Source organism: Ruminococcus sp. RTP21204st1_B2_RTP21204_210225, from assembly GCF_040914135.1.
In the GTDB taxonomy this organism is placed as follows: domain Bacteria; phylum Bacillota; class Clostridia; order Oscillospirales; family Ruminococcaceae; genus Hominimerdicola; species Hominimerdicola aceti.
Map to the genome: position 1 here is coordinate 18,207 of NZ_JBCPGA010000018.1, position 13,126 is coordinate 31,332.

At 47.7% G+C, this 13,126-nt stretch carries 13 protein-coding genes; all 13 read left to right on the forward strand.

Features of this window, described 5'->3' with window-relative positions; all coding sequences use genetic code 11:
* The first annotated feature begins 19 nt into the window (after positions 1-19).
* The 13 genes from AB5123_RS08070 to hypD all read left to right on the forward strand — a co-directional run bounded on the left by AB5123_RS08070 (position 20) and on the right by hypD (position 13,114).
* On the forward strand, positions 20-265 hold the full coding sequence (locus tag AB5123_RS08070) for a TM1266 family iron-only hydrogenase system putative regulator (RefSeq protein WP_022287112.1): 246 nt from the start codon (positions 20-22) through the stop codon (positions 263-265).
* 235 nt (positions 266-500) lie between these two features.
* The gene (hydF, locus tag AB5123_RS08075) at positions 501-1,724 is read left to right on the forward strand and encodes a [FeFe] hydrogenase H-cluster maturation GTPase HydF (protein ID WP_287214817.1); all 1,224 of its coding nucleotides are present in this window, start codon (positions 501-503) and stop codon (positions 1,722-1,724) included.
* Entirely contained in the window at positions 1,702-2,742 is a 1,041-nt protein-coding gene (gene hydE / locus AB5123_RS08080; protein WP_368364682.1) for a [FeFe] hydrogenase H-cluster radical SAM maturase HydE, read from the forward strand. The genes hydF and hydE overlap by 23 nt, the downstream gene beginning before the upstream one ends.
* Positions 2,742-3,506 (forward strand): nitrogenase iron protein NifH, encoded by a 765-nt coding sequence (locus tag AB5123_RS08085; protein WP_267301184.1) that lies wholly within the window; start codon positions 2,742-2,744, stop codon positions 3,504-3,506. Before hydE ends, AB5123_RS08085 begins: the two co-directional genes overlap by 1 nt.
* Positions 3,503-4,795: a nitrogenase component 1 gene (locus AB5123_RS08090; protein WP_368364683.1), complete on the forward strand. Its 1,293-nt coding sequence runs from the start codon at positions 3,503-3,505 to the stop codon at positions 4,793-4,795. The genes AB5123_RS08085 and AB5123_RS08090 overlap by 4 nt, the downstream gene beginning before the upstream one ends.
* Complete coding sequence (locus tag AB5123_RS08095; protein ID WP_368364684.1) at positions 4,792-5,910, forward strand: nitrogenase component 1; 1,119 nt, start codon at positions 4,792-4,794, stop codon at positions 5,908-5,910. Before AB5123_RS08090 ends, AB5123_RS08095 begins: the two co-directional genes overlap by 4 nt.
* 33 nt (positions 5,911-5,943) lie before the next feature.
* A complete protein-coding gene (locus tag AB5123_RS08100) occupies positions 5,944-6,705 on the forward strand; it encodes an AAA family ATPase (RefSeq protein ID WP_117863063.1) in 762 nt (253 codons plus the stop codon).
* Positions 6,698-7,999, forward strand: coding sequence for a nitrogenase component 1 (locus tag AB5123_RS08105; RefSeq protein ID WP_368364685.1), 1,302 nt, complete (start codon positions 6,698-6,700; stop codon positions 7,997-7,999). The genes AB5123_RS08100 and AB5123_RS08105 overlap by 8 nt, the downstream gene beginning before the upstream one ends.
* Complete coding sequence (locus AB5123_RS08110; protein ID WP_368364686.1) at positions 7,996-9,063, forward strand: nitrogenase component 1; 1,068 nt, start codon at positions 7,996-7,998, stop codon at positions 9,061-9,063. The genes AB5123_RS08105 and AB5123_RS08110 overlap by 4 nt, the downstream gene beginning before the upstream one ends.
* Positions 9,060-9,461, forward strand: a complete 402-nt coding sequence (locus AB5123_RS08115) for a hypothetical protein (protein WP_022287103.1) — start codon at positions 9,060-9,062, stop codon at positions 9,459-9,461. The genes AB5123_RS08110 and AB5123_RS08115 overlap by 4 nt, the downstream gene beginning before the upstream one ends.
* Positions 9,461-11,740, forward strand: coding sequence for a carbamoyltransferase HypF (hypF, locus tag AB5123_RS08120; protein WP_368364687.1), 2,280 nt, complete (start codon positions 9,461-9,463; stop codon positions 11,738-11,740). The genes AB5123_RS08115 and hypF overlap by 1 nt, the downstream gene beginning before the upstream one ends.
* Positions 11,741-11,855: 115 nt before the next feature.
* Complete coding sequence (locus tag AB5123_RS08125; protein WP_022287101.1) at positions 11,856-12,065, forward strand: HypC/HybG/HupF family hydrogenase formation chaperone; 210 nt, start codon at positions 11,856-11,858, stop codon at positions 12,063-12,065.
* Positions 12,062-13,114 carry a hydrogenase formation protein HypD gene (gene hypD / locus AB5123_RS08130; protein WP_337812116.1) on the forward strand — a complete coding sequence of 351 codons (1,053 nt, stop codon included), beginning with the start codon at positions 12,062-12,064 and terminating at the stop codon, positions 13,112-13,114. The genes AB5123_RS08125 and hypD overlap by 4 nt, the downstream gene beginning before the upstream one ends.
* Positions 13,115-13,126: the final 12 nt, after the last annotated feature.

Sequence of the window (13,126 nt, forward strand, 5' to 3'; positions counted from 1 at the left end):
TACATTACGGGGGTGTTTTATGGATACCCGTGTGGCAATACTTGCAATAATCGCACACGATAACGGCTCTGCGCAGGAGATAAACGCAATTCTTCATGAGCATGCCGAGTATATAATAGGACGAATGGGTCTGCCATACCGAGAACGTGGCATGAACATAATAAGCGTGGCAGTTGACGCTCCGCAGGACGTTATAAATTCTCTTGCAGGCAAGATAGGCAGGCTTGAGGGAGTGACCGCCAAGACCCTTTATTCGCCACAGTAAAAATCTAATAAATATTTGTGACCCTGACGCCGAAAACGAGTTTTCTCCTTTAAGGCGAAAGAATACACATCAAGCAGAAAAAGTAAAAAGCAGATAGAAAGCCCTATCTCTACTCATGTAGGGGCGAACAGCGTTCGCCCGTGGATTAGGTTTTTTATGAGTAAGCATAGCCTTTTTTGTTATCAAAGCTGTATCCATAGGGGTATGGCTTATTTTTTTGAGAGGAGCTTTTGCAATGGGACTTAATGACGCACCAAGCGGAGAACGTATACATATAGGATTTTTCGGCAGACGAAACGCAGGAAAATCAAGCGTTGTGAATGCAGTAACAAATCAGGATCTTGCAGTGGTATCCGATACGAAAGGCACTACCACCGACCCTGTTACAAAGGCAATGGAGCTTTTGCCCCTTGGCCCTGTTGTGATAATAGATACCCCCGGCTTTGACGACGAGGGCGAGCTTGGAGAGCTTCGTGTGAAGAAAACTAAGCAGATACTAAATCGAACAGACTGCGCCGTTCTTGTAACAGACTGCACCTTGCCCCTTGGCGACTGCGAAAAACAGCTTATCTCAATATTCAAAGAGAAAAACATACCTTTTATCATAGCCAAAAACAAAGCCGACCTGCTCACTGATATCCCAAAAGAGGAGGGCGCAGTGTACGTCAGCGCAAAAGAGAAAACAGGCATAGAGGAGCTTAAAAACGCCGTTGCAAAGCTCACTGAAACAGATACCATGACCATGAAGCTTGTGGGCGACCTTATAAAGCCTGACGATATGGTGGTGCTTGTCACCCCTATCGACAGCGCCGCACCAAAGGGCAGGCTTATCCTGCCACAACAGCAGGCCATAAGAGATGTTCTTGAAGCAAACGCCTGTGCAGTGGTGGTAAGAGAAACTGAGCTTTCAGGAGTGCTTGGCAGGATAGAGAAGCCTGCACTTGTTATAACGGATAGTCAGGCTTTCGCAAGAGTTTCAAAGGATACTCCCGAGGATATCCCTCTCACCTCGTTTTCTATCCTTATGGCTAGATATAAGGGCTTTCTTGACGCCGCAGTAAAGGGCGTGAAAGCTATCGACGATCTTAAAGACGGTGACAAGGTGCTTATCTCAGAGGGCTGTACACATCACAGACAGTGCGGTGATATAGGCTCTGTGAAGCTTCCGAACTGGCTGAAAGAATATACAGGCAAGAATCTTGAGATAGTGCTGTCCTCAGGTCACGGCTTTCCAGAGGAGCTTTCAGACTTTGCGCTTTGCATACACTGTGGCGGCTGTATGCTCGGCTCAAAAGAGCTTACTTACAGAATGAAATGTGCTTGTGACGCGGGCGTGCCGTTCACAAATTATGGCATTGCAATTGCCTATATGAAAGGTATTCTCAAACGGAGCATAGGTGTGTTCCCACATCTTGTAAAGGAGCTTGAAGATCACAATGGCGGTCAGAGAACTTATTGATAAACTAAACTGCGAGAAAAAGCTTTCCCACGATGAGTGGGTGAAGCTTATAAAAGAATATGTCGAGAGCGACAGAGCCTATGCCGCAGAGCTTGCAAGGGGCATTTCGCAGGAAATGTTCGGCAAGGATATCTACATAAGGGGCATAGTTGAGTTTTCAAACATCTGCAAAAACGATTGCCTTTACTGCGGAATAAGGCGCTCAAACGGCAACGTGAGCAGATACAGGCTTACCGCTGAGGAGATCTTGCAGTGCTGTGACGAGGGCTACGGCTATGGCTTCCGTACCTTTGTGCTTCAAAGCGGTGAGGACGCTTTCTATGACAGAGAAATGCTCTGTGGTATCGTCAGCGAGATAAAAAAACGTCACCCTGACTGTGCGGTGACATTATCCCTAGGCGAGAAAAGCCGTGAGGACTATGAAGCCTTTTTCAATGCAGGTGCAGACCGGTATCTTCTCAGGCACGAAACCGCCGACGAGGAGCATTACAAAAAGCTCCACCCAGCCGAAATGTCTTGGAAAAACCGAATGGAGTGTCTTTCAGATCTTAAAGAGATAGGCTATCAAACAGGCTGTGGAATGATGATTGGCTCACCGTTCCAGACGGTGGAGTGCCTTGCTGAGGATATGGAGTTTATGTGCGGTTTCAAGCCCGAAATGATAGGCATTGGACCTTTTCTCCCACATAAGGACACGCCTTTCAGAAGCTGTCCACAAGGCTCATATGAGCTTACCCTCTTTCTGCTGAGCATTTGCAGGATAATGCTCCCCGACGTTCTTTTGCCTGCCACCACAGCCCTTGGTACTATAAACCCCAAAGGGAGAGAACAAGGGGTGCTGTCAGGTGCGAACGTCATAATGCCGAATTTGTCCCCTGTGGCAGTGAGAAAAAAATATATGCTCTATGACAACAAGATATGCACAGGTGACGAGTCAGCACAGTGCAGAGCTTGCCTTGAAAGACGAATGGAGTCCATAGGCTATAAAATAAAGATATCAAGAGGAGATCACATATAATGATAAAGCTTGCTTTTTACGGAAAAGGCGGAATAGGAAAGTCAACGGCGGCATCAAACGTCAGTGTTGCACTTGCACAAAAAGGGCTGAAAGTCATGCAGATAGGCTGTGACCCAAAGGCTGACTCCACCACATTTCTCCATGGGGGAGAGAGGATACCCACCGTTCTTGACCTTGTGCGAAAAGGCGAAAGCTTTGACCTTGAAGATATGGTAAGGGTAGGCTATAACGGCGTTGTGTGTGTTGAAGCAGGCGGTCCGGTCCCGGGGCTTGGCTGTGCAGGCAGAGGTATAATCGCAGCTTTGGAGGAGCTTGAAAAAAAGGGCGCATATGAAAAATATCAGCCTGACGTTGTTATCTATGACGTTCTCGGAGACGTGGTGTGCGGAGGTTTTTCAATGCCAATGCGAAAGGGCTATGCCGATAAGGTGTTTATCATCACGTCAGGCGAGAGTATGTCTGTATATGCCGCCGCAAACATCGCAATGGCGGTGGAAAATTTCAAAAGCCGTGGATATGCTTCACTTGGCGGTTTTATCCTCAATAAACGCAACGTAAAAAACGAGGAGGAAAAAGCGGCGGAGCTTGCGGCTGATTTTCACAGCTCTGTGATAGCCGAGATAGACCGAAGCGACCTTGTGAGCGAAGCTGAGGATATGCGCAAAACTGTCATGGAAGCTTTTCCTGACAGCACTGCGGCAGAGCAGTATAGAGCATTGGCGGATAAGATAGCCGAGCTTTGCGGTATGGGAGAAGAAAAATGATAAAAGAGAGCGGCATAAATATAACGAAGGCGGCTTTTCCTGCGCCTTTTGAAAGCGGTCTTGAATATAATCCCCCAACAAGGGGCGTGTGGAATATCGTCCATACCGGTATGCTTATCCCTGAGTCACGGCAGATATTTGTCTGCGCACAGGGCTGTTTAAGGGGCGTTATCCTCACTGCGGCAGAGATGAATGCCATGGACAGAATGTCATGGGTGACTGTTTCTGAGCAGGATCTGTATGACGGCACAATGGAGCAGGACGTTATAGACGGAGTAAGGGATATAATAAACAGGCTTGAGGAAAAGCCAAAATGCGTTTTGATTTTTCTAAGCTGTGTTCACCTTTTTGCAGGCTGTGACTATAAAATGATAATAAACGAACTGTCGGCATTGTTTCCGCAGGTGCATTTTATAGATTGCTACATGACGCCCACCATGAGAAAGTCTATCTCTCCTGACAGCCTTATGAGAAAACAGCTTTACGAGCCACTTGAAAAGTGCGAAAAGAAGCCTAAAACGGCGGCTATAATAGGCTGTGACAGAGCCACGGACGAAGCCTCCGAGCTTGTAAAAATAATAAACTCAGCAGGCTTTGAGCTTCTTGACATTACAAAGTGCAAGACCTATGAGGAGTATCTCTCCATGGCGGAAAGCTCTTTGAATATCACCTATATCCCCACGGCAAAGCCGTCAGGAGAGGAACTTGAAAAGCGACTTGGCACAAAGCATTTGTATCTGCCCTTGTGCTATGGCTATGATGAGATAGAGAAAAATTACAGCAGACTTTGCACCCAGCTTGGTGTGAAAACGCCTGACTTTTCTGCTGACAGAGAAGCCGCCGACAAGGCTCTTGCAAATGCCCTTGAGGTAGTAGGGGATTTGCCTATAGCCGTGGATTATACCGCTCTGCCAAGGCCCCTTGGCTTTTGCAGACTTCTTGCAGAGAAAGGCTTCAATGTGAAGCGTTGCTATGCCGACAGCTTTTCAGAGGAGGAAAGGGCAGACTTTGAGTGGCTGAAAGCCCATTGCCACGACCTTGAAATTCTCCCTACTGTGAATGTGAAAATGGAGTTTTCACAGTGCGAAGAAAAATATCTTGCAGTAGGTCAGAAAGCGGCTTTTTTCTGCCAGACCGATAACTTTGTTGATATAGTCGCAGGGGGCGGTGGATATGGCTTCGAGGGCATAAAAAGGCTTGCAGAGCTTATGGCTGAGGGAGCAGTAAACAAAAAGGACAGACGTAAGGTGATACAACACAAGGGCTGGGGGTGTGAAAGCTGTCTATGAATGCAAAAGTGATATCCATATATGCGGCGGATACTTCGGGAGTATGCTCGGCGCTTTATGAGCTTGGTGGAATGACCGTTGTCCATGACGCTTCGGGCTGTAACTCCACCTACGCCACCCATGACGAGCCACGCTGGTATGACCGCAAAAGCATGATATATATTTCTGCACTAACAGAAGCGGATGCCGTTATGGGCAATGACGGCAAGTTCATTCGTGATGTGGCAAAAGCGGCAGGTGAGCTTTCACCCAAATTCATAGCCATTTGCGGTTCGCCAATGCCTGCAATGACAGGCTTTGACTACAGTGCGGCCGCCGAGGAGATAGAGCGTGAAACGGGTCTGACCACATTTTTCGTTGATACCAACGGCACTCATTCCTATCTTCAAGGAGCAGAGGGAGCTTTCCTTAATATTGCAAAGCTTTTCTGCCGTGAGGGAAAAGAAAAGCAGGCAAATTCAGTGAATATTATTGGTGCAACGCCTCTTGACTTTTCGGTGAATACAAGCGTAAGCTCCATAAAAAAGTGGCTTTTGGATAACGGCTTTTCAGTGCAAAGCTGTTTTGCTATGGACAGCAGCCTTGATGAGATCTCTGCCGCACCACAGGCGGCTGTAAGCCTTGTTATATCCTCAGACGGGATAGCTGCGGCAAAGTATCTTTTTGATACCTATGGAGTGCCATATGTTGTGGGCGTGCCTGTGGGAAAAAGCTTTTCCAAAAAGCTTTCCGCTGACCTGAAAAGAGCAGTGTCAGAGGGCGTTTGTATAAATTCCTGCGGTGAAAAAGCTGTAGAGAATGCTCATATGATAGTTGCAGGGGAAAGCGTTTTTGCTTCTTCCCTTGGGGCTGAACTTGGCGCAAAAACTGTGGCGACAGTTGGCATAAGAAACAGCGAGGTGCTGTCAGGGACGGACATTTTCTGCGAGGAAGAAGCAGAGCTTGAAAAGCTTTTTTCACAGCATAAGACCGTCATAGCAGACCCGCTTTTCAGACCTATATGCAAAGGGGCAAGCTTTGTTTCACTGCCACACGTTGCTTTTTCGGGAAGATGTTTTCTTAAAGATATCCCCGATCTGATAGATAAAGATGTAAGCAAAATACTTAACCTATAAAAAGGAGGAACGTGCTTTCGCACTGATACTTTTATGATAAAAATAGCCGTTTACGGAAAGGGCGGAATAGGAAAATCCACAGTTACGGGAAACCTTGCCGCTGCATTTGCAAGTCTTGGGAAAAGAGTTATACAAATTGGCTGTGACCCAAAGGCTGACTCCACCATAAATCTTCTTGGGGGCGAGCCTGTTATGCCTGTGATGAATTATCTCAGAGAGCATGACGATGAGCCTGAGAGCATAGAGGAGATATCAAAAGAGGGCTATGGCGGAGTGCTTTGTATAGAAACAGGCGGTCCTACCCCCGGACTTGGCTGTGCAGGCAGAGGTATAATCACCACGTTCAGCCTGCTTGAAGACTTAAAGCTTTTTGAAAAATATAAGCCTGACGTTGTGCTTTATGACGTTCTCGGAGACGTTGTGTGCGGAGGTTTCGCTGCACCTATCAGAGAGGGCTACGCTTCAAAGGTGCTTATCGTCACCTCAGGCGAGAAAATGGCATTGTATGCCGCAAATAATATAAACAGTGCGGTGAAAAACTTTGCCGACAGAAGCTATGCAAAAGTCCGTGGTATCGTCATGAACAGGCGAAACGTTGAGGGTGAGGAAGAAAAGGTCAGAGCCTTTGCAGAAAGCGCAGGACTTGATATCGTTGCGGATATACCAAGAAGCGACGATATCATCAGATGTGAGGATAAGGGCATGACCGTCATAGAGGGCGAGCCTGACTGTCAGGCGGCAAAATGCTTTTTAAAGCTTGCACAGACCCTTATGCAGGAGGACAACGATGACTAAAGCGTTTTACATAACAGCGGCGGAGCTTGCCCAAAAGGGAAAAGATAATATCCCTGACGAGCTTCTTTCGGCAAAGCACCTTATCTACAGCTCTCCTGCAACATTGGCGTTCAATTCACCGGGAGCGCAGGGCTTTGGTGTAAAAAGAGCAGGCCTTGCAGTGCCAAATTCGGTTATGCTTCTTGTGGCTCCTGCCTGCTGTGGACGAAACACCACCATGCTCAGTGCGGAAAGCGGCTACGGCGACAGATTTTTCTACCTGCTTCTTGACGATACCGATATCGTCACAGGCAGGCACCTTACTAAGATACCGAAAGCCGTGGAGGAGGTATGTCAAAGCCTTGATCACACTCCCTCGGCGGTGATGATATGTATAACCTGCGTTGACGCTCTCCTCGGCACTGATATGGACAGAGTGTGCAGAAAATCCAGCGACCGAGCAGGCGTGCCTGTTGTGCCATGCTATATGTATGCCCTCACAAGGGAAAAGCGTCTGCCCCCTATGGCTTCAGTGCGAAAATCGGTGTATTCACTGCTGAAACCACTCAAGAGAAAGTCTGACGAGGTGAATATCCTCGGTTATTTCTCACCATTGCAGGAGGATTGCGAGCTTTATAGCCTGCTCAAAAGTGCAGGCGTAAAGACCATAAGGGAGCTTTCAAGGTGTGATACCTTCGAGGAATATGAAAAAATGTCGCAGGCAAATTTTTCTCTTGTACTCAATGCGGAAGCAAGATATGCCGCCCAGCAAATGGAGCAGGAGCTTAACATACCTTTTATAGAGCTTGCGAGAGTTTTTCAGGCTGATAAGATATCTACGCAGTATCGTCTGCTGGGTCAGGCGATAGGAGCGGAGCTTTGCGATAAAGAGTATTATGAGCAGACCATGGTGCTAATAGATGATTTCAGAGAAAAGCATAACGGGCTGTGCTTTGCAGTGGGCGAGTTTTCAAACTGCGACCCTATAGAAATGGCATTGGCTCTTATAAGATACGGCTTCAAGGTGGCGGAGATATTCGGAACTGTGGGAGAGCGAAATTTCGGCTTTGTGAAAAAGATAGCACAGCTCTCACCTGAAACAAAAATATATTCAAACCTCTCACCAACAATGCTCTTTTATGAGCCTGACGAGAGTGTGAACATTTATATCGGCAAGGACTGTGCATATTACCACCCTGACATAGCAGGAGCAGACTTTAATGACGAGATACAGCCTTTCGGCTATGCAGGAGTGAAAAAGCTGTTTTGTGACCTTGAAAAGGCGCTTGATTGGAAAGGAGCGGAGGATAAATGAAAAATCTTTTGAAGCTTTTGTCACCCTTTGCCCCTGACCAATCAGGTGCGTCGGCAGTGCTTTACGAGCTTGGAGGACTAATGGTAATATGCGACGCAGGCGGCTGTGCAGGCAACGTCTGCGGATTTGACGAGCCAAGGTGGTTTACCAAAAAGAGCGCAGTTTTCAGCGCAGGACTTCGTGATATGGACGCCATTTTAGGGCGTGACGACAGGCTCATCGAAAAGCTTTCTAAAGCCTGCCAGCAGATATCCCCTGCTTTCACTTCCATAATAGGCACGCCTGTGCCTGCTGTTATCGCAACAGATATGAGAGCGTTGAAACGAATGGCGGAGAAGAAAACGGGGCTTCCTTGCATAACAGCCGAGTGTACAGGCACGAACTATTATGACAGCGGCTCAGAGCCAGTGTGGATAGAGCTTTTCAAGACCTTTGCCACTGATAGCAAGCCTGTTCAGAAAGGCAGGCTTGGCATTATCGGTGCAACGCCTTTGGAGCTTAGTATCATAAGCCCCGAGAGGATAGTGGCGGAATATAAGGCAAGGGGTTGGGAGAATGTTATATGCTACGGCATGGGAAGCACACTTGATGATGTGAAAAATGCAGCTGCGGCGGAGAAAAATATAGTCTGTTCAGCGGCGGCAATAAAGGCGGCGGAGTATCTCAAAGAAAAGTTCGGCACGCCTTATGAGATAGAATATCCACGAAGCTGTCTGCCTGAGGAGATAGTGCAAAAAGCTGATAACTTTACGGATAAAAACGTCCTTGTGATACATAACCAAACAGCGGCTGACGCTGTGAGAAAGCTTATCACAGAAAAAAGCGGCAAGTGTCATTGCTCATCGGCAACGTTTTTTATGCAGAAAAAGGAGCTTTCACAGCAGAGTGATTTTTTCCTTGCAGACGAAAGCGACCTTTGTGACAATGTTGGTGATAACTATGATGTTGTTATCGCAGACAAGACCCTTAGGCGTGTTATGAAAAATTTCAGCGGCGAGTTTATAGACTTTCCGCATTTCGGACTTTCAGGCAGACTTTTGCAGGGAGAGAGTGAAAAGATATGACAGAAGAAATTATAGAGCGCCTTGAAGAATATCTCGGCTCAGAGGAGTTTGAATATGAAGCCGAAAACTGCATGGAGGAGCTTGACGAAAGCGGTGAGGGCATAAACGCAGTTTTGCCTTTGCTTAGATTTCTCGAAAGACACCCCATGGCTGATATCAGCATGACAAGTGCCGTGGTGAGATATATGGAGCAGTTTTACGGCAGAGGTTATGAGAACATTCTCATGGACTCCGTTCGTCGCAGACCTACAGTGCATACTGTGAGAATGTTAGGCAGGCTCAGAAATGCCGCCATAGATGAGGGTCAGGACGGTGAGGAGTTTGAGGACGTGCTTATAGACGTTCTCAGCAGTGAAGCCGAGGACGAGATAAAGGACACCGTCAGGGAGCTTATCTGATGAAAACTGAGATGATTCGTGTTTATGGTATCGTTCAGGGCGTGGGCTTCCGACCTTTTGTTAGCCGTGAAGCGTCAGACCTTGGACTTTGCGGCACTGTGGCAAACAAAGGCTCTTATGTTGAGATACACGCACAGGGCAGTGAAAAGGCTGTGGAGGACTTGAAAAAAGCCCTTGAGAGCCGTCCACCTGAGCGTTCGGTGATAATGGAGATAATTTCCGCCCATGCCGACGAACCGCCTTTTGACAGCTTTGAGATAATCGACAGCGAAAAGGAAAAAGGGGATATTTTCGTATCCTCTGACATCGCTGTGTGCGAAAAATGTAAGGCGGAGCTTTTCGACAAAACAAACAGAAGATACCACCACCCTTTTATAAACTGTACTCAGTGCGGTCCAAGGCTCACTATTATGGACTCTATGCCCTATGACAGAGTTCGCACCACAATGGCTGACTTTCCAATGTGCAAAGACTGCGAGGAGGAGTACACCGACCCTGCCACAAGGCGTTATGACGCCCAGCCTGTGTGCTGTAACAAATGCGGTCCGGAGGTCTATATCATAGGCAGTGAAAAGAAAGGCGCTGAGGCTATCACAGCCGCAAGAGAAGCCGTCATGGCAGGAAAGATAATCGCTGTCAAAGGCATAGGCGGTTTTCACCTTTGCTGTGACGCAAAAAACGAGAGCGCAGTGAAAAGGCTCAGAGAGCTTAAAAACCGCCCTGCAAAACCACTTGCCGTTATGCTGAAGGATATTTCTACCGCAAGGCGTGAGTGCGATTTTGGCGAAGTGCAGGAAAAGCTTCTCACAGGCTGGCAAAAGCCTATCGTGCTTCTTGATAAAAAAACTAGTGGAAGCCTTTGCGAAAGCGTTGCACCCGATAATCCTACAGTGGGAGTAATGCTTCCCTATGCCCCTTTGCACCTGCTTCTTTTTGATTACGATGACGGCGTGGAAATGACCGACAGCCTTGTTATGACCAGCGGAAACGTCCGTGGCGCACCTATCTGTCGAAGCGACGAGGACGCACTCAGCGAAATAGCAGGCTTCTGCGATCTGATATTATCCCACAACAGACGTATCTTGATACGCTCAGACGATACTGTTATGGATACATTTGAGGGCAAGCCTTACATAATAAGGCGTTCAAGAGGATATGCACCATTGCCTGTTATGACATCATGCAGTGATAAAGGTCAGACCCTTGCCATAGGCGGTGAGCTTAAAAATACGTTCTGTATCAGAAAGGGAAGCCTTTATTATCTCTCTTCCTATGTGGGGGATATGGCTGATATCCGCACTGTAAAGGCGCTTGAGGAGTCCGTGAAGCGTATGTGCGAACTTCTGGAAGCAGTTCCGCAAAACGTAGTCTGCGATATGCACCCTAAATACAATACAGTTGCATTTGCCGAGGGGCTTGACCTGCCTCTGAAAAAAGTCCAGCACCATTATGCCCATATTCTTTCCTGCATGGCAGAAAACGACTGTAGTGAAAAGGTCATAGGCGTATCATATGACGGCACAGGCTTTGGCACAGACGGCACCATATGGGGAGGAGAGATACTTCTCTGCGACCGCACAGGCTTTGAGCGTATGGGAAGCATAAAGCCCTTCATGCAGGTGGGCGGCGACCTTTCCTCTAAAGAGGGCTGGCGTATCGCCGCAATGATTGCAGGCTCAGCCTATGGGGAAAGGGGCGGAGAGATCTGTGAAAAGCTTGGTATTTGTACAGCGAAAGAGTACAAGCTTCTGTCCATAATGGCAGAGAAAAAAGTAAACGCAGTAAGCTCCACAAGTGCAGGACGGCTTTTTGACGCCGCTTCTGCGGTGCTTGGCATAAGGCGTTCTTCAACCTTTGAGGGCGAAGCTTCCATGGCGTTGCAGTTTGCGGCAGAAAAATTCAGCCGTGAGTCGTTTGGCATTTACGAGCCTATGGAAAAGCTCACTGCCGAAAAAGAGGGCAGGATAATGCTCTGCACTCAGGCTCTTATCAAGCGTCTTTGCCAGGGTATGCAAAATGGTGAGGATAAAAACCGCCTTGCCTATGAGTTCCATTCACTTCTTGCGGACATGACCGCACAGGCGTGCAGAACCATAAGCGAGAGAACAGGCGTAAAGGTCTGTGCCTTGAGCGGGGGAGTTTTTCAGAACAAGCTTCTGCTTAAAATGGTGAAGTGCCGCCTTGAAAAAATGGGACTTAGAGTGCTTATCCACAGCCTTGTGCCTGCTAATGACGGTGGTATAGCTTTGGGACAAGCGTTTTATCTGAATGAGGAATGAGGAATGAGGAGTGAGGAGTGAGGAATTAAGGTATCGCCTGCGGCGATTTATCTTATTTTCTGCTTTGTAAGTTCGATTTTGTGATATAAATTAATTTTTTTTTGGAGGTATTGATATGTGTGTAGGTTTATCTGCAAAGGTAGTAAGTGTAAACGAGGGCACTGCCGTTATTGACGCAAGCGGTGCAAAAAGAGAGGTATCTGCTGACCTTATCGACGATCTCGAGGTAGGGGATTATGTCATGGTACACGCAGGGGTGGCTATCGCAAAAATAACCTCTGACGATAGCGAAGAAACTGACGAGATAATGGAGAGTATCCAATGAACACTATAGAAAATGCAAAGGAGATAATAAGCTCCTACAAACGTGATGACGGCAAAAAGCTTCGCATAATGGAGGTCTGCGGTACTCACACCCACGAGATTTTCAAGCTTGGCATAAGAAAGCTCCTTCCTGAGAGCGTTGAGCTTATCTCAGGTCCTGGCTGTCCTGTGTGCGTTACCCCCATTGGCTTTATCGACGAGGCTTGTATGCTCGCTCTTGAAAAAGGTGCGGTGATATGCACATTCGGCGACCTTATAAGAGTACCCGGTACAGAAATGAGTCTTGCAGGAGCAAGGTCAAAGGGTGCGACAATAAAGACAGTCTATTCGCCCCTTGACGCAGTTTCATATGCCGAAAGCCATAGAGATGAGCAGGTGGTATTTCTCGCCGTTGGTTTTGAGACCACCACCCCATCAGCCTGCCTTGCAGTAGAAAAAGCGAAAAAGCTGGGGCTTGAAAACTTCTCTATTCTTGGTGCAAACAAGACCATGCCAAACGCTTATAAGGCTTTGGAGGGAAGTGCAGACGCATTTTTGTACCCCGGTCATGTCAACGCTATCACAGGCACAGCCGTGTGCGAGGAGCTTGTGAAAAAGGGCGTTTCAGGCGTTGTTACGGGCTTCACGGCTGCTGAACTTCTTACGGCTCTTGCTGTTACCATAGAGCTTTCTCAGCGTGGCGAGCCGTTTTTCAGAAACTGCTATCCTAGAGTAGTAAAGCCCGAGGGCAACCCTGCCGCCATAAAGCTTATGGAAAAGGTCATGACCCCCTGCGACAGCGAGTGGCGTGGACTTGGTATCATACCAATGTCAGGCATGATACTCCGTGACGAATATGCTGACTTTGACGCACGAAAGAAATTCTCCCTGCCGAAAATAACAGGCAAACCGAACCCAGCCTGCCGCTGCGGAGATGTTTTGCAGGGCAAGTGCAAGCCCTCAGACTGTAAAGTTTTCGGCAAGGTCTGCACACCGCTGCACCCTATAGGTGCGTGCATGGTGTCAAACGAGGGCGCTTGCTCGGCATATTATCAGTATGGCAATTTGTAAAATAAACTATCC